Origin of the sequence: Microcoleus sp. S1D4, assembly GCF_036700765.1 — a bacterium.
Classification (GTDB): Bacteria; Cyanobacteriota; Cyanobacteriia; order Cyanobacteriales; family Microcoleaceae; genus Microcoleus.
In genome coordinates, this window is the sequence record NZ_JAUBPP010000002.1 from 366778 (window position 1) to 383359 (window position 16582).

19 protein-coding genes and 1 pseudogene are annotated in these 16582 nt (G+C 45.5%); 11 read left to right on the forward strand and 9 right to left on the reverse strand.

Annotation, left to right across the window (positions count from 1 at the left end):
• The first annotated feature begins 128 nt into the window (after positions 1 to 128).
• The 4 genes from QT998_RS03895 (at position 129) to QT998_RS03910 (ending at position 3171) form a co-directional block, all read left to right on the forward strand.
• Complete coding sequence (locus QT998_RS03895; RefSeq protein WP_333093276.1) at positions 129 to 254, forward strand: hypothetical protein; 126 nt, start codon at positions 129 to 131, stop codon at positions 252 to 254.
• A gap of 280 nt (positions 255 to 534) precedes the next feature.
• Entirely contained in the window at positions 535 to 867 is a 333-nt protein-coding gene (locus QT998_RS03900) for an AAA-like domain-containing protein (protein ID WP_333114244.1), read from the forward strand.
• A 24-nt stretch (positions 868 to 891) separates the two neighbouring features.
• Positions 892 to 1035 carry a hypothetical protein gene (locus QT998_RS03905; protein WP_333114246.1) on the forward strand — a complete coding sequence of 48 codons (144 nt, stop codon included), beginning with the start codon at positions 892 to 894 and terminating at the stop codon, positions 1033 to 1035.
• 588 nt (positions 1036 to 1623) lie between these two features.
• Positions 1624 to 3171 carry a sensor histidine kinase gene (locus QT998_RS03910; RefSeq protein WP_333114249.1) on the forward strand — a complete coding sequence of 516 codons (1548 nt, stop codon included), beginning with the start codon at positions 1624 to 1626 and terminating at the stop codon, positions 3169 to 3171.
• Between the two features lie 363 nt (positions 3172 to 3534).
• Here the strand turns inward: QT998_RS03910 and QT998_RS03915 are convergent, their stop codons facing one another.
• Positions 3535 to 3921 carry a hypothetical protein gene (locus QT998_RS03915; RefSeq protein WP_333114251.1) on the reverse strand — a complete coding sequence of 129 codons (387 nt, stop codon included), beginning with the start codon at positions 3919 to 3921 and terminating at the stop codon, positions 3535 to 3537.
• A 151-nt stretch (positions 3922 to 4072) separates the two neighbouring features.
• The gene (gene secF, locus QT998_RS03920) at positions 4073 to 5041 is read right to left on the reverse strand and encodes a protein translocase subunit SecF (RefSeq protein ID WP_333114252.1); all 969 of its coding nucleotides are present in this window, start codon (positions 5039 to 5041) and stop codon (positions 4073 to 4075) included.
• Between the two features lie 3 nt (positions 5042 to 5044).
• Between secF and QT998_RS03925 the strand changes: the two genes are divergently transcribed.
• Entirely contained in the window at positions 5045 to 5197 is a 153-nt protein-coding gene (locus QT998_RS03925; protein ID WP_333093269.1) for a hypothetical protein, read from the forward strand.
• A 73-nt stretch (positions 5198 to 5270) separates the two neighbouring features.
• Here the strand turns inward: QT998_RS03925 and secD are convergent, their stop codons facing one another.
• Together secD and QT998_RS03935 are read right to left on the reverse strand one after the other, a co-directional pair.
• On the reverse strand, positions 5271 to 6662 hold the full coding sequence (gene secD, locus QT998_RS03930) for a protein translocase subunit SecD (protein ID WP_333114254.1): 1392 nt from the start codon (positions 6660 to 6662) through the stop codon (positions 5271 to 5273).
• Positions 6663 to 6810: 148 nt separating this feature from the next.
• Positions 6811 to 7794, reverse strand: coding sequence for an alpha-ketoacid dehydrogenase subunit beta (locus QT998_RS03935; protein WP_333114257.1), 984 nt, complete (start codon positions 7792 to 7794; stop codon positions 6811 to 6813).
• A 211-nt stretch (positions 7795 to 8005) separates the two neighbouring features.
• Here QT998_RS03935 and QT998_RS03940 point away from each other — a divergent pair, with 211 nt between their 5' ends.
• Both QT998_RS03940 and QT998_RS03945 read left to right on the forward strand, forming a co-directional pair.
• The gene (locus QT998_RS03940) at positions 8006 to 8155 is read left to right on the forward strand and encodes a hypothetical protein (protein WP_333093266.1); all 150 of its coding nucleotides are present in this window, start codon (positions 8006 to 8008) and stop codon (positions 8153 to 8155) included.
• A gap of 15 nt (positions 8156 to 8170) precedes the next feature.
• Entirely contained in the window at positions 8171 to 8704 is a 534-nt protein-coding gene (locus QT998_RS03945; protein WP_333093265.1) for a Uma2 family endonuclease, read from the forward strand.
• 164 nt (positions 8705 to 8868) lie between these two features.
• Here the strand turns inward: QT998_RS03945 and QT998_RS03950 are convergent, their stop codons facing one another.
• On the reverse strand, positions 8869 to 10236 hold the full coding sequence (locus QT998_RS03950; RefSeq protein WP_333093264.1) for an NACHT domain-containing protein: 1368 nt from the start codon (positions 10234 to 10236) through the stop codon (positions 8869 to 8871).
• A 241-nt stretch (positions 10237 to 10477) separates the two neighbouring features.
• Between QT998_RS03950 and QT998_RS03955 the strand changes: the two genes are divergently transcribed.
• The gene (locus tag QT998_RS03955) at positions 10478 to 11320 is read left to right on the forward strand and encodes an SH3 domain-containing protein (RefSeq protein ID WP_333114259.1); all 843 of its coding nucleotides are present in this window, start codon (positions 10478 to 10480) and stop codon (positions 11318 to 11320) included.
• 123 nt (positions 11321 to 11443) lie between these two features.
• On the opposite strand, the gene QT998_RS03960 is transcribed toward QT998_RS03955, so the two are convergent.
• Complete coding sequence (locus QT998_RS03960) at positions 11444 to 12169, reverse strand: M15 family metallopeptidase (protein ID WP_333114261.1); 726 nt, start codon at positions 12167 to 12169, stop codon at positions 11444 to 11446.
• Between the two features lie 183 nt (positions 12170 to 12352).
• Entirely contained in the window at positions 12353 to 13648 is a 1296-nt protein-coding gene (gene purB / locus QT998_RS03965) for an adenylosuccinate lyase (protein ID WP_333114290.1), read from the reverse strand.
• Positions 13649 to 13788: 140 nt separating this feature from the next.
• On the opposite strand from purB, the gene QT998_RS03970 reads away from it, so the two are divergent.
• Both QT998_RS03970 and QT998_RS03975 read left to right on the forward strand, forming a co-directional pair.
• Positions 13789 to 14037 carry a helix-turn-helix domain-containing protein gene (locus tag QT998_RS03970; RefSeq protein WP_333093261.1) on the forward strand — a complete coding sequence of 83 codons (249 nt, stop codon included), beginning with the start codon at positions 13789 to 13791 and terminating at the stop codon, positions 14035 to 14037.
• Complete coding sequence (locus tag QT998_RS03975) at positions 14034 to 14765, forward strand: restriction endonuclease (RefSeq protein WP_333114263.1); 732 nt, start codon at positions 14034 to 14036, stop codon at positions 14763 to 14765. Before QT998_RS03970 ends, QT998_RS03975 begins: the two co-directional genes overlap by 4 nt.
• Here QT998_RS03975 and QT998_RS03980 read toward each other — a convergent pair.
• On the reverse strand, positions 14728 to 15921 hold the full coding sequence (locus tag QT998_RS03980; RefSeq protein ID WP_333114265.1) for a DNA cytosine methyltransferase: 1194 nt from the start codon (positions 15919 to 15921) through the stop codon (positions 14728 to 14730). The two genes, QT998_RS03975 and QT998_RS03980, sit on opposite strands and share 38 nt — an antisense overlap.
• 206 nt (positions 15922 to 16127) lie before the next feature.
• Here QT998_RS03980 and QT998_RS03985 point away from each other — a divergent pair, with 206 nt between their 5' ends.
• Positions 16128 to 16352 carry a type II toxin-antitoxin system HicB family antitoxin gene (locus tag QT998_RS03985; RefSeq protein WP_333114267.1) on the forward strand — a complete coding sequence of 75 codons (225 nt, stop codon included), beginning with the start codon at positions 16128 to 16130 and terminating at the stop codon, positions 16350 to 16352.
• Between the two features lie 34 nt (positions 16353 to 16386).
• On the opposite strand, the pseudogene QT998_RS03990 reads toward QT998_RS03985, so the two are convergent.
• Positions 16387 to 16582, reverse strand: a pseudogene (locus QT998_RS03990) (IS701 family transposase); the annotation flags it as partial.

Consider the following 16582-nt stretch of genomic DNA (forward strand, 5'->3'; position numbering starts at 1 on the left):
TGTAGAGATATTCACCCACTCAGAGTTAGAGAGTCAGCGGATGTACAGGTTGAAATAGTGACATTGTACTGAAAGTGCGATCGGCCCACCGTTTATATACTTAACACATCTCGTTTGGCAAACCGCACATGGAAACCCTCGCTTACTTTCCTCAAATGTCCTTTCTCTCTAGCAAGCGGGCGATACCAAACAAAACCCAGCCCCCAGACATTCATCCCATGAATATCTTAGAGTTTCTCATGAGAATTGCCTAAAATCAAGGGAAAAAAGAAGTAATTATCACCGCCAAATTATCCCAAAAAAATCAAATTCCTCAAAGAGAAGTTGAACTTGAGGAAAAGTTAGGTAAAATACAATTAATTGCTTCTGCTTCCCCTTTATTGGCCTTGTCCGATTTGACAGCTACAGAATTTGAATATCAAGTTGGCGGAAGTTTGCCGGCGAATGCTCCTACTTACGTCACGAGAGCGGCAGATCGCGAACTTTACGACGCATTAAAAGCCGGCGAATTTTGACGTGCTCACCGGGCGGCAAATGGGAAAATCGAGTTTGCGGGTGCAAACAGCACGTCGCTTGCAAGCCGAAAACACCGCCTGCTCACTTGTTGACATCACGGGAATTGGCACTGCCGAAATAACTCCCCTCCAGTGGTATGCGGGCTTTACAGCCAATCTCGCCAACAGCTTTAAAATAAAAATGAATGTCAGGAATTGGTGGCGCGAGCGAGAACATTTGCCGCCAGTCCTCCGATTAAATGAATTTATCGAACAAGTATTGCTTCCTGCGAGCGATCGTCCGATCGTCATTTTTATCGACGAAATTGACAGCATTCTCTCCCTCAACTTCTCCCTCAACTTCTCCAGCTAGAGCTTTAATCGCAAAGGTGCGTCGGTGAAGCTTTGGAGTCTTGAGTCTGCTAAAGTAGAATCTGTGGAACTTGACAAATTGGTCGCAGTCGGCTGTGGCTGGCTGGAAGACTACCTGCGATACAATCCCGGTGGTGAGAGCGATCGGCATTTGTGCGAAACCAAATGACTGTTGATATTTCTTGGCAATTCTCCGCAACGGGTTTTGCTTGAATTGTCACGGCGGGCGATCGGCTCCCGATTTATCGCTTCTCTTGTCTGATTGTCATATAATTTTCAGTAAGGGGTAATAGGCAATTTTCGGGCTCAGGTCGCGGATGTCTATCAATCTGAACTACCTTTAACTATATGAAAAATTAAAGGTAGTTATAATTGCTATATTCTGGTTAGTCGAATCTTGGATAGATGAAATTTACTAAATATAGTAATCTTTGCAGGATTTGTAGGACTACTCGTTACCAGTTCGAGCGAAAGTAACGCTTCTGGAGCGAGGAAAAGCCTACCCAATTGCGTCCCGAGGCAATGCAGCGAGTGACATCAGTTCCCTGGCTCTTCCTGGGAAACAGTTATTTAAATTGATTTAGAATTGCTACAGTCAGGTTTCAAAGGGGTGTCTGCTGTTAAATTAATCTAACCTGCAATATCGTTTCGGGTGAAATTAGCGCGATTTAAGCAAAAAAAAATCTTGCTGAATTAACTATATGCGATCGAGCCGAGTAGAGTTGATTGCCTAACTATAAAAAGAGTATAAAATGCAGTGCAAATAGTACGCAATACTCCAGCAGCCAACCACAACTGCCAATTACCAAAGGAGGGAGCAGTGTATGAAACTGACGGGTTGAGTCCCCTTAAATCGCCGCTTGGTTTGCGATCGACTCTACAAGAATTAACCCTGTACGATTTTCTTCTAGAGTCTGACTGTGTGGGTGACGAAGTTTCTCAAATTTTTCAAGCAAACCCTTTACTTCCCGGCATTATCATCACTCAGCAAGGAAAGTTTATAGGGATGATTTCGCGCCGGCGTTTTTTTGAACATATGAGCCGCCCCTACAGTTTGGAGTTATTTTCTCAACAGCCTTTGTTGATACTCTACCGCTTTACTAAAACTGATATGTTGGTTCTCGATCGCGAAACCTCAATTATGACGGCAGTGCGGCAGTCTTTGGAGCGATCGCCACAACTAATCCACGAACCCATTGTAGTGCAGGTAGAGCCGGAAAATTACAAACTTTTAGACGTGCACGAATTGCTGCTTTCTCAGTTGCAAATTCACGAGTTAGCAACCGTAGCGATGCGCGAATCCCAAGCACAATTGAGGCATCAAGCCCAACAGCTTGAACTTGCTCTGCTGGAACTTCAGCGCACTCAAACTCAGCTAATTCAAACAGAAAAAATGTCTTCTTTGGGGCAGTTGGTAGCAGGAGTAGCTCACGAAATCAACAATCCTATCGGCTTTATCTACAGCAATGTACACCATGCGAAAGAGTATACTGAATGTTTGATACGGATGCTTTATCTCTACCAGCAGCACAGTTCCGAATCTATCCCAGCCATTGAAGCGGAATCAGCAAAAATCGAACTCGATTATTTGCTGGAAGATTTGCCGAAAGTATTAAATTCCATGCAGCAAGGTGCAGAAAGAGTGCGCGATATCGTTTTGTCGCTGCGGAATTTTTGCCGGTTAGACGAAGCCGAAATGAAGCTGGTCAACATTCACGACGGTATCAACAACACGATTATGCTTTTGCAAAGCCAGCTTAAAGGCAAACCGGGCCAGGAGGCGATCGCCATTCATAAAGAATACAGCGATTTGCCGCTGGTGCAGTGCTATCCCGGACAGCTAAATCAGGTATTTATGAATATTTTAGTTAATGCTATTTACGCCATAGTTGAGTGTAATAAACACGAAATTTTTGAAAACAAAAGCCCTCACTCTTCGCAAATATGCGAGCAAAGTCATTACAAAACAAACACTACATCCTCAATTAATAACTCTACTTACCTGACTCCTACTATTCGGATATGCACGGAATTAACCGAGGGAAAAAAGGTAATAATTAGAATTTTTGACAACGGCCCGGGAATGACAGAAGCTGTTCGGAAGCGGTTGTTTGACCCTTTCTTTACTACGAAGCCGGTCGGTAAAGGAACTGGTTTGGGACTATCCATTAGCTATGAAGTTGTTGTCAACCAACACGGCGGCGAATTGAAGTGCGTTTCGGAACCGGGAAAAGGAACCGAATTTGCGATCGAGATTCCGCTTCAACAGTCTTCGCCAGCACAGATTTTGCCTCGCTTTGCTTGATACATAAGAAGTCATTAGTCATTAGTTGTTAGTTGTTAGTTGTTAGTTGTTATTGGTTGTTAGTTGGTAGGGGCGGTGGATGGTGCGTGCCCGCCCTCTTAGTTGTTATTTGTTAATTGTTAGTTATTGGTTGTTAGTTGGTAGGGGCGGTGGATGGTGCGTGTCCGCCCTCATTTGTTAGTTGTTAATTGTTAGTTGTTAGTCATTAGTCATTAGTGCTGTCCCCCCCCGATCTTTCCGTCCAACTTCATCAGGAACAAGGAAGAAGGAAGAAGCAATAAAAGTTAGGGATTCGGCAGTTTAAACCGCTTCTTGTCAAACTTTCGTTTCTCTTGCTTGAGACTAAAAAATCAAGCCCGCCGCCTACTGCGAATTTTTGCAAACCCACTTCCACAAAGGATGACTCGGCCCCTGTTGGCGGATGCGGCGCACTTGTTTTTCTAAACCCTGTTTTTCCTGCAGGGGCAATCCTCGCAACGCATTGCGAGTTTGCCAAGTTATCACTGCTAAAGTCATTCCTAAGCACAAACCGAGGCCGAGAGTCGGCCAGCGGTGAAAGTATAAACCGTAGTACACCGCGGCCCAAGTGAAGTGTTCTAACCACAAACCGATTTCGCGACGCAAACTCCAAATGCTGAAAGAACCGACGCTAATCCATAGCAATATCACAGTTAACCAGCGGCCGTAAACTGTTAGTTTGTGAAGCCTTTGGACTTCTCTTTGAAAAATTGGGTCGCTTTCATTAGTCATAGCAGAAGGAAGAAGGAAAAAGGAAGAAGGAAGACCGAAGTTGCAATCGACTGCATGGGGAAAGTGCAATAAGAACTTCCTAACCGTCTTTGCACGGTTGCTATAACAGTAGTCAGCAGCCCGATCGCTAATGACTGATGACCAACAATCGTTAAACTTCTTCTGATGGGTTGATTCCTTCTGCGGGGAGGGGGATGGAGTTGCCCGTGCGACTGCGCCACCAAGCTAGCAGCGTGCTGGCAATGAAAATACTCGAATACGCACCCGCAATAAAGCCGACAATCAAAGCTAAAGCAAAGTATTTGAGGGTTTCGCCGCCAAACAAAAAGATTGAAAACAATGTCAGCAGCGTTGTCATCGTCGTGTTAATTGACCTTCCCAGCGTCTGCATGACCGCATCATCGACAATTTGATCGATCGACAGTCCGGGATTTAGCTTAATTACTTCCCGCACGCGATCGTAAATTACCACTGTATCGTTAACAGAAAAACCGATAATTGTCAAGAGCGCGACCACAAATAAACTGTCTACTTCTACCCCTAGAACTAAACCCAAAAACGAGAAAACACCAACAGTAATTAACACGTCGTGAAACAGAGCAACGAAGGCAAAAAAGGCATAATCTAACTGAAATCGGAATGTCAGATAAAGAGTAATGCCTGCAAAGGAAAGCAACAAAGCCAGCAAACCAGAAGTAAACAACTGTTTGCCGAGGGTAGGCCCAACCGTATCTATTTGAATAGATTGAGGAGCAAAAGCGCCTAGTTTTTCGCTCAAAGCTTTTTGCAACTCAGTCCGCTTTTCGACATCCAAAGTTTTTGTCCGCAGCGACAAACCGCGCTGTTCTTTGCCGATAACTTGAATGCTGCTACCAGCTAAACCTTGGGTATCGAGGACTTGGCGGACAGCAGCAAGATCGATGGGTTTACAATTTTCCGGTTTCGTGCAGTCGAGTTCAAATTGCAGGCGAGTGCCGCCGATAAAGTCTAAACTGGGGCGCAGCGGTGCGCGGATGTCGGGACGAGTCCAAGAAATCGCCATCGATACTATACCTGCAAGGATGATCGCGGCGGAAATACTCCACCAGAGCGATCGATATTTGATTACACTGAATTTCATAATTTGAAGGAAGAGGAAAGTTCGGCAACGGATTCTGTAACGGATGTAACGGATGTAACGGATGGATGGAAGAAGGAAGAAGGAAGAAGGAAGAAGGAAGAGGGAAGAGGGAAGAGGGAAGAAGTTAACTGTCAACTGCCAACTGTCAACTGCTAATAGTTAACTGCCAACTGCCAACCGTTAACAGTTAACCGTTAACAGTTAACTGTCAACTGTCAACCGTTAACAGTTAACTATTAGCAGTTTTAGACAAACCGGGACAGAACCACTGAGGTTTTCGCAGCGCCGGAAAGCCCAACACTACCAAAAGTAGAGTGCGGCTGCAAGTAATAGCAGTAAACATACTCACTACCACGCCCAATGCCAGAGTTACAGCAAACCCTTTAACTAAACCAGCGCCCAACCAGAACAAAGCAGCACAAGCAATAACTGTGGTGACGTTGCCGTCTAAAATGCTGGAAAAAGCTCGGTAAAAACCCGATTCGACCGATCGATAAAGCGTCTTCCCCGCCCGCAACTCTTCGCGGGTGCGCTCAAAAATCAGCACGTTAGCATCTACCGCCATCCCGATGCTGAGTACAAAACCAGCAATTCCAGGCAGGGTTAATGTCACCCCCAACAGCACAAAAGCGGCCCAAGTTAACAAAGCATAAATTAACAGAGCAATATTGGCAATTACGCCTGGTAGTCGATAGTAGGCAACCATGAACATCAAGACTAAAATTAAGCCGCCGATACCCGCATTAATACTGCTTTGAATGCTATCTCGTCCCAAGCTGGCACCGATGGTGCGGTTTTCGACAATTTCCACCGGCACAGGTAAAGCACCGCCCCGCAATTGCACTCCTAAATCATTCGCTTCTTGCGCTGTAAACCGACCTTGAATTACGGCATTGCCGCCAGTAATTCCTGTTTGGGCAAATTCAACACCTACGACAGGAGAACTGATCATTCTTTCGTCTAGAAAAATGCCGAGAGTCCGTCCGGTTCCTGCTAAATTTTTAGTGAGTTCCCCAAATAATTCGCCTCCTTTAGTATCGAAACGGAGAGCGACATTCCACTCGTTACCAGTGGGTTGAGCTTGAGCATCTTTGAGGTTTTCGCCGCCGAGTCCGCTACTTTTGTAGAGTTTGGCGATCGCCTCATTGCTTCTTTTCAAAGCAGCCTGATTTTCTTTAATTGCCGCCTCATTTTTGCTGTTTCTCAATTCTTTTTGCTTTGCCAGCAATTCTTGCTGCAACTGCCTTTCAATGCCTAATTGCGCTTCTGTTCCCGGCAGTTGTTCCCGAAAGTCTAGCTTGGCGGTGCCGCCCAAAACTCGTTCTGCTTGCTGCGGGTCATTTACTCCCGGCAACTGCACGAGAATTTGGTCTTCTCCTACTGTTTGGACTAATGCTTCGGAAACGCCCAAACCGTTGACGCGGTTTTCGACGATCCGCCGCACTGCTTCTAACATTCCCGGCTCAATTTTGGGAATTGTGGGGGTAGTTTTTACCTGAATCGTGAGTTGCGACCCTCCTTGCAAGTCTAATCCCAACCGCGTCGGTATTGTTACTATTACAGTAATGGCTGCCACGATCAAAACAAAAATTAGGGCTAATATTGAACGCTGTTTTTGCATATTTAATTATTGGTTATTGGTTATTGGTTATTAGTTATTGGCTATTGGTTGTTGGTTATTGGTTATTAGTTCGTCCCGAGCTTTTTTTCGGTCTTCAAATAACAAATAACAAATAACCAACAACAAATTACAAATTACCAATAACTATTTATACTCGCAAAGCTACCATTTTTTGGACGGCTTCGACAATTTGGTTGGGCTGGACAATTGTCAGTCTTTCCAAATTACCGTTGTAAGGTGTGGGAATATCTTGCGAAGACAGGCGCAAAACTGGTGCGTCGAGTTCGTCAAAAAATCGATCGCTAATCGAAGCAATTAGTTCGGCACCGATGCCTCCGGTTTTCATACATTCCTCCACAATAATTACTTTGTGGGTTTTGCGAATGGATTCGCCAATTGTCTCCATATCCAGGGGTTTGAGAGAAATTAGGTCGATTACTTCGGGATCGTAACCTTCTTTTAGCAGTGCGGGCACGGCTTGCAGGACGTGGTGCCGCATTCTGGAATATGTCAAGATGGTGACATCTTTGCCCGATCGCACAATTTCCGCTTTGTCTAACGGCACTAAATATTCTGTTTCTGGCAAATTTTCCTTGAGGTTGTACAGCAAGACGTGCTCGAAGAACAGAACGGGGTTATCGTCGCGGATGGCTGATTTTAAGAGTCCTTTGGCGTTGTAGGGAGTCGAACAGGCGACTATTTTCAAACCCGGTACTGCTTGGAAATAGGCTTCTAGACGCTGGGAGTGTTCCGCGCCGAGTTGTCGGCCCACGCCGCCGGGGCCGCGAATCACCATCGGCATTTTGAAGTTGCCGCCGGAGGTGTAGCGCAGCATTCCGGCGTTGTTGGATATTTGGTTGAACGCCAGCAGCAAAAAGCCCATGTTCATGCCTTCGATGACCGGCCGCAATCCGGTCATTGCTGCGCCGACTGCCATGCCTGTAAAGCTATTTTCGGCGATCGGGGTGTCGAGCACTCGGAGTTCGCCGTATTTCTCGTAGAGGTCTTTGGTGACTTTATAGGAACCGCCGTATTGGCCTACGTCTTCGCCGAGTACGAATACGGCTGAGTCGCGGGCCATTTCTTCGTCTAACGCCTCGCGGAGGGCGTTGAACAGTAAGGTTTCTGCCATAGGAGGTGAAGCAATGATTGCAGGAGGTCAGATTAGAATCTTAACCTTTTGGGGTGCGGATGAGGATGCGATCGTACAGTTTGCACTTGGATAGTATAAAATCTCTCATCTATCATCTTTCGCTCTTTTTGTCAAATCTTTTGAAAAATATTCCATTGTTCAATAGTAATTTGTGTTTCTATAATATGAATTAGTTTTGAGGAAAGCCACAATGTTACATTACAACTTACCGAGGAACTTGCCCTCACCCGACGAACTGTTAGATTCTGATGAAACGCCTGTGGATAATGAACTGCAAGAACTAATACCGGGGTTGTTAAAAGCAATCTTGTTGATACTCTGGTCGGAACGAATGGACTAGTTTTTTGGAATTGATATGGGTATTTACTATCACCCAGAAACACCGCCCATCGTCCCTGATGCCTTCTTAAGTTTAGGAGTAGAAAGGTTTTACGACGAAGAATTGCGTCCCAGTTACGTGCTCTGGGATGAAAATGTCCTGCCGCTGTTTGTACTGGAAGTTGTTTCTCCAAATTATCGCAAGGAATACAGCACCAAATTGGAGGACTATCAAGCTTTAGGTGTACTTTATTACATTATTTATTCTTCCCGCCGCCGCCGTAAACCTCATTTGGAAGTACACAAGTTAGTCAATGGCAAATATGAATTACAGTCAGAAAGTCCAGTTTGGATGCCAGAAATTGGTTTGGTAATTGGTTGTGAAAGGGGAAATTATTCTGGGGTGACAAGAGAGTGGTTGTATTGGTATGACAGCGATGGCAAACGCTATCTGACACCAGAAGAACAGGTGAAACAGGAATCGCAACGCGCCCAACAATTAGCTCAACGTGTCGAACAATTAGCTCAACAATTGCAGGCTTTGGGAGTAGAACCAGAAAATATAAACTAATTACAGTCAGTAATTCGATCGCTCGTTATGCTGTTTCAAGTACGGGCGATCGATACAGTACAGTAAGGAAGAACAAAGAACGAAGAAGGCAAGAACAAATACACAGCAAGCTTTTTAGCAGCAATCTATGTTTTATGCTAAATTCAGTGGATTTACCTAAGCATTTATATTTCAGCAAAATGTTTTTGTAACAAATCGTGGATAAATCGATAGCGCCGATCGCCAGTTTTTTGCAGCAGCAGGCGATCGCCCGCAGCATCCAAAAAACGCTGGTAATCCCAAGGAATATGACCGCTAGACCACAGTACAAGGTGCAAAATAAAACTTTCAATCCCCGGAATTCCCGGCAAGAAAACACTAATTACCGCCACAACAGCACCCGCAATCAACCCCCAAATCGACCCGGAGACTAGGGTAAAAATTAATCCCAAAATCACCCAAATCAGCCCGCCAAGCAACTTAACTCCAAACTGATACTTGCGCCGTTCCTCGCCTGTTTGCAGCCAGCCAGACGGTATGCGATCGAGGTAAAATTCTTGAAGTCCTTGCTGTTCCATCCTTCTGGCCAACCATCCCAGCCAGTGGCGAATTTGTTCGGGCCGCAGTTCCTTGTTTCTCGGATACTGCTTGACTTCCCGGCTAATTTGGTGGCGAATATAGGCAGTTAACAGATATTTGCGCTGTTCTTCTGCTGAAGTTATGCGCTTCCAAGCTTCGATTAAAATATCGTCGTAAGCCAAAGCCATCATGCTCAATAATAAGGGAACTTTTGCCAGTTTCAACAATTCTGGTTCCTTCTCGATGCTGTACCAAAGTTCGCGGCTTCTGGCTGCTTGCAGATAATTTTGAATTTGAATTTCTGTCAGAGGTTTTAGCAAAACTGCTGCTTGGAGTTTAAATCGAGTTTGGCAGTTTTTGTAAACTTCAAAACTGCTGCAAGCTACTAAATGTTTTGGTTTAATTTCGCTTTCAAGAAACTGATTGATTGCTTGAATGCACAAGTTTTGGCGATGGGTTTCTACTTCGTCTAAACCGTCGAGGAGAGGTAACAATTTTTGTTCGGCGAGCCATTTTTTGCCCGCAGCGGGAGAGATGCCATATTTGTACTGAAGTTGAGCAATTAACCAATCGGCGATCGCCCCGGATTCGGCTTTCCACGATCCGAGTTCAAACAACACTGGTAGAGGCAAACTAGCATCTTTTTGGGCGCGGGAAACTAACACCAGAGCCAATTCTAGCAGGGTCGTGGTTTTGCCGGAACCCGTCGCTCCCAAAATGACCAATTTGCCACCGCTGCGATCGAACACTTTAGAAATGCTAGCTTTGGGAGGAAGGCGAAAACTCGGACGGTTGCCGGCTTTCACTTCCACATCCCAACAGCGGCTAGCACCCAGAGGCTGCGAGTCTGGGCTGAAGTTAGCCAGCACAGCAGCGTGCAAAGACTGCGCGATCGCGGCGACAACTTCCTGCTTCACCTCCTCCAACAATCGATCGCGGGGCGGTTGTAATCTCAGAGGAATCAATCTTGACATTTTATACACCTCGTGCTGAACACTTACCTTGCCAGATTTGCGCGCAAATGACAAGCAAGATTACCATCAGTAAAGGCATCCAGTATATATTGACGGAAATTATTGCGGCAATTATCCATCTGAAATTTTAGATAAAAATCCTGACCCAGCGGCTCGCACTAGGTATTTCCACTATAAATAAACTGGCGATCGCCCCAACTCCGAAACAAAAATTATTAGTATAAATACAGAGAGGTCAATTATGTCATTTACCAACAGTCAAATCATCACAGTCAGCTTAGCAGGACTTGCAACAGCGGTGGGAGTCGCTGCTGCAACTATACAGTCTGGCGCGATGAAACAATCCCCTCCTCCCGTTGCAGAATCGCCAGCAGCAACCGGAAACCCCATTGCAGCGCTGTCGGCGAACAACCCCCAATCTCTGCAACCAGAACCCCTGCAAGCCGAAACCCAGGTTGCAGAATCTCCCCCATATCCATCTCAACCAGCCCAAAGCCCCGCACTTCAACCACCGCAAATCGTCGCAGTTTCTCCGCAAAAAGTTCGCCCAGTAGTTGTCACACCTCCCAATTCCGGGTGTAAAATTACTCAGGCTGTAGTCAGCGATCCGAATCCACCGCTAAATGTACGATCGCGCCCACAAGTAAGGGGCAGCAACATAGTAGGAAAACTCAAAAATAATACCTTTGTTTCAGTCGCCGAAGAACAAAACGGTTGGCTGCGAATTACCGAACCGCCCGGTTGGATTGCCAAAAATCGCACCGAAAGCAGTTGTGTGAATGTGAACCAGCAAATTAATTTTCTGCCTGGGGGAAATGAAGCCATTGTTAAAGGTCGAATTATTGGCGGTGGCAGTCACTCTTACCAGATTCGAGCCGCCAAGAATCAAACAATGACTGTTAAGAATCGGAGAGGTGTTTTTCCACTAATTCTGACTTCTAATGGCAAAGATTTGACGGGAGATAATTATACAGGCAATGAAACAGAGTGGACTGGAAAAATCCCTGCTACTGGCAATTACACATTTGAACTAAACTCAAATTTCCGGGGATATGAATACGAATTTTATGTGCGAGTCCGATAAAGTTCGCCGTTTATAGTCCTTGATGTACGGGTGGCGAGAAACCGGGTTTTTTGCGAAGTATTTTCGCAGTAAACCACAGATTCACTAAAAAACCCGGTTTCTTTGGTCTTGATGCTTAGCTAATCAAGGAATTGTTCCAAGCGAGATATCAAGAATTGCAAATTTCTGCCAATCTTCCGAATCAAAGTGCCACCATTCTGTTGTAATACCGATAAATCCGTGTTTTTTCATCGCATCCTTAAGCACTTGACGATTTTTCCGAGATTGGGCGCTGCCGCCTTGATAATCTCCGTGAGCTTTTTCGGTAAAATCATCGTAAGGTGTGGGCATTTCTAATTCTTTGCCGGTGCGATCGACTAAAGTCAAATCTATAGCAGCACCGCGATTGTGCCGCGAACCCCTAGCAGGATTAGCAACATAGCGCGGATCGGGCATAACTTTCCACATTTGCTCAGTCACAGAAAAAGGCCTGTAGCAATCGTAAACTTTCAAACCCAATCCAATTTTTTCTAAATCTGTTTGAACTAGCGCTAATTTTTGAGCGACAGAACTTCTCAAAGCGCATTTGGCTTGAGAGTAAAGCTTTCGTTTCAAGAAATTGTTCGCCGTGGCGTAGCGGATATCGAGGCGAATGTTGGGATTTACTTTGCGGATGTCAACAAGGCGCGCCCAACTGGGAAGTTGACTCATGAAAATGCTTTCAGGCGCTACTGGGCTTGCTTCTGATTGGGGAGATTGCACTTCTGGCGGCTCCTGGGCGCGGACAAATATTGTATAATTGAGTGCGGTTGTAGATAGTAATGTTATAGCGAATACAATTAAATATTTGGTAAATCGGTTTAATTTCATAACTCGGTTCAGTGCATATTTAATAGAGTTTTTACATTTCATATCTTGGGGAATTTTCACACTTTTCGTGCTGTTTTCCTGCCCGCCATACCGACAGGGGTTGAAACCCCCGGCGGAATCTTCGACTGTCAGACTATCCGACAAGCGCGAGAACGATCGCTCTCTTGTAGTTGTTAATTTTCCTCAAATTCCCAAGCGCTGATACACTAAATCTAAATGCCTCAATTGATACTGCGGATCGAAGCAATCATCAATTTCTTTGCTCGTCATTTTAGCAGTAACGCGATCGTCCTTAGCAATCAAATTGTAGAAATCGCCCCCTGGCTTGTTCCAGGCTTCGTGAGCGCAAGATTGGACAATTGTGTATGCGTCTTCGCGACTCGTGCCTTTTTCTACTAAGGCTAACATCACGCGCTGGCTGAAGATTACTCCGCCGTAAAGGTTCATGTTTCGCTTCATGTTTTCGGGATAGACTAGCAGGTGTTTTACTAAGTCTGTGGCTTCTACTAACATGAAGTGAGTTACTGTAGAACTGTCGGGTAAAATCATCCGTTCTACGGAACTGTGAGAGATGTCTCTTTCGTGCCAAAGCGCCACGTTTTCTAAGGCTGCGACGGCGTTGGCGCGGACAATTCTTGCCATTCCTGTCAGTCTTTCGGAGCGAATTGGGTTGCGTTTGTGGGGCATGGCGGATGAGCCTTTTTGCCCTTTGGAAAAGAATTCTTCGACTTCGAGCACGTCGGTGCGTTGGAGGTTGCGGATTTCTACTGCGAAACGCTCGATCGATGCTGCTAACAGTGCTAAGGTTTGGACGTATTCGGCGTGTCGATCGCGCGAAATGACTTGAGTCGATGCACAATCGGGTTCGAGTCCGAGGTTTTGACAGGCTATGGCTTCAATTCGCGGATCGATATTAGCATAGGTGCCGACTGCGCCGGAGATTTTGCCGACTGCAATGGACGATCGCAAGTTGACTAATCTTTCACGGTTGCGAAACACTTCCGCCAGCCATCCTGCTAGTTTAAAGCCAAAGGTGATGGGTTCGGCGTGAATTCCGTGCGATCGGCCAACCATCACAGTATTGCGGTGTTGTTGGGCCTGATAGCGAATAGCTTGGCTCAAATCTTCGACACGTTCTAACAAAATATCGACACTAGCGACTAATTGCAGCGCCAAAGCAGTATCGAGCACATCGGAACTGGTTAAACCGAGGTGAATGTAGCGGCCGGCATCGCCCACATATTCGTTGACATTTGTCAAGAAGGCGATCATGTCGTGGCGGACTTCGGCTTCAATTTCGAGGACTCGTTTCGGGTCAAAATTAGCCTTAGCTTTGATTTCTTCGACTGCGGCGGCGGGGATGTAGCCGAGTTCGGCTTGAGCTTCGCAGACAGCGATTTCTACTTGCAGCCAGCTTTTGAGTTTGGCGGTTTCAGTCCAGATGTTGCCCATTTCGGGCAAGGTGTAGCGCTCTATCACGGTTGGGAATTGGGGAATGCGATCCCACCATTGTACATCTGTGTGGCACTGGGGATAGGTCTGGTTGGCGGGGGCGAACTTCCCCGAAATGTGACACATCGTCCGTAGACGGATAGTCCGCAGAGACTGAAAATTGGCAAATGAGTCGATCGAAACGGAAAATTCTGCGTGCTTTAGGTGATCTCGTCAGGCAACGCAGAACAGTGTTAGGAATTTCGCAAGAGGAGCTCGGAATGCGCGCTAACTTAGACCGCACTTATATATCTGGAGTAGAACGCGGAGTCAGAAATCCGTCCATAACTGCAATTGTAAGTCTGGCTAGCGGCTTAGGCACAACAGTTTCCAATCTTCTCGAAAAACTAGAAATAGAAGCCGAAAATATAGAGTGAGCAATCAAGATTTAGCAACCACAATTAAAGCTCAATTAAAACAAGACTCAACGCAATTAAAAGTCTTGAATCTCCTTTCAGACCAACAATGGCACTGTCGGGAGTGCGAAGGAAAACAGATAGCATCAGGTCAATATGCTGGTGGCGGAGGGATTCAGGGATTGCAGCGCGGAACCAGGAAGCGCCCCGGTCTGGTTATTGAAAGAGAAAAGAGGTACTGTCAAACTTGTCAGGGAATGCGCTTGGGCGATCGCTGGACAGGAGAGATAAAATCAGCAAATTCTGCTGCTAACATACCCGATACTCTAGTAAAAAAAATACTCGAAGTTTCTGGTTATACAGATGTAATCGAACAGAGGAAACGAGCAGCCCATGAATTAGTAATTGACCATAGATTCCCGATGGAACGCTGGGGAGAAAATGAGCCGCCACACCTGACATCTATGAGCGAATCTCAAATAAATAAAAAATTTCAGTTGCTCAAGAAGGATGCTTCAGGCAATCACAATCTTCTAAAATCTCGAAGTTGCGAACGCTGCATCAAAACAGGAAAAAGGGGCGAACCTTTCGGTATCAGCTTTTGGTATGAAGGAGGGGAAGACTGGCCTTCCATACATCAGCGCGGTGCAGAAGCTGAGGAAGGCTGCGTGGGATGTGGCTGGTATGATTTTGAAACTTGGAGAAAAGTTCTCAATCAAAAACTAGCTGAATCTGCTTCCGATGGTTAAGAGTAATTTTGCTAGACTTGTTCAAAGCAATATCAGTCAAGTATGGAATAAGTGCAAAACCGATACACTCTGCTAAGCGCGGCGGCACGGCATTTCCAATTTGCCACATTGCCTTTTTCATCGAACCTTCAAAAATAAATGAATCCGGGAAAGTTTGCAATCTAGCCATTTCACGGGCTGAAATAACGCGATTCAGATAAGGATGAATATGAGTGCCGCCGTGATTTTCTTTCACAGTCATGCTCGGTTTTCCTGGATACTGTCGCTTGAAAGCATCTGCATAGCTTGCATACAAAGAACCTCCAGGCGGAACTTTAGCAAGTCTTTCCATATACTCAGCAGAATGACGAGTCCACTCGTGATTAATTTCTGGTATGCGAGTATACTCTGGCAAATCATCAATTGCTGACTCAATTGCTTTGTATTGTTCGGGCAAAAATTGCGGCTTCGGATAGGGATTTTGCATCCCAAATCTGTTAGCAATAAAAATAGCTCGCGGCCTGATTTGCGGAACTCCATAGGCGGCTGATTCCAGCACCGCAACGGAAACGTGGGGATAGCCAATTTCCTCAAAAGCCTCGCAAATCGCTTGCTTAACAGCTCCTTTTTGTATAGTCAATATTCCTGGTACGTTTTCCATGACAACATACCAAGGACGTATTTCAGAGACAACGCGGACAAACTCTCTAAATAAGCGATTTCGAGGGTCGTTGGGGTCGCGTTTCCCGGCTACTGAGAAGCCTTGACATGGCGGGCCACCTGCAACAACATGAACTTCTGGCGAACCAATTTCAGCGAGCAACTGTTGGGGATTTAAGTTTTTTATATCGTCGCACAAGTGATGGCAATCGGGAAAGTTTTTTGTATGAGTTGCCGAGGCGATGGGATTAATTTCAACACTTGCTACTGGTCGGAAACCTGCTTGCAATAAACCTTGGGTCATGCCGCCCGCACCGCAGAAAATATCGACAAATGTATAGTCTGATTTGGGCAGCGACTGAGATTCAATATCAATGAATATCTTGTACGGGTCGCAGTCATTGGCTTCTAGTTCGCGTTGGATGCGTTCGTAACGCCCTAATTTTGCTTTTTTCTGCTTTTTGGCAGGAATTAATTCTGACTCTTTTGAGAACAAAGACAGTTGTATTGCTTCCATTTTCTAGTTTTTTACTGAATTCTATCTGATGTTGCTTGTTTTGGATCGAGTGTATGGCTTTATTGTGGTTGTTAGTCAAGGGGTGCGATCCAACCATTGTACATCTGCGAGGGGATGCAAGACAATGATGCTAAACTATATTTAGATAAATTAGTCAACAAAACAATTGATGTGCTTAGGCAAATCGAAGCAGAGGAGACAGAACCATGAAATATACAGTTGTTATCCAATGGTCAGAAGGCGATCGGTGCTTTGTCGTGTTTTTGCCTGAATTTGAGGATGTAATGCAGCCGGTAACTCACGGAGCTTCTTATGAAGAAGCTATCTACAATGCGCGAGAGGTAATAGAGTTACTAATCGAAAGCTGTCAAGCTGAAGGTAAACCCTTGCCAGCAACTAAGAAGCTAGAACGATTATTTCAGGTGGCATGAATTTGTTTAAACTGAGATCTTGCACCATTCTCAATTAGCCATACTGCCAACCACTAACAGTGATGTCAAAACCTTGCTGACGAGCTAAACTCTGGGTGCGATCGATATTAATTAACAGCCCCAAAACTACTAGAGATGCCAACAAAGTTTCTTTCGCCAGTAGCGCCGCCTCTCCCCAATATGGCAAGGTAGTTTTTCCCGATGCTAGATATGCCCAGAAGGCGAGAAAG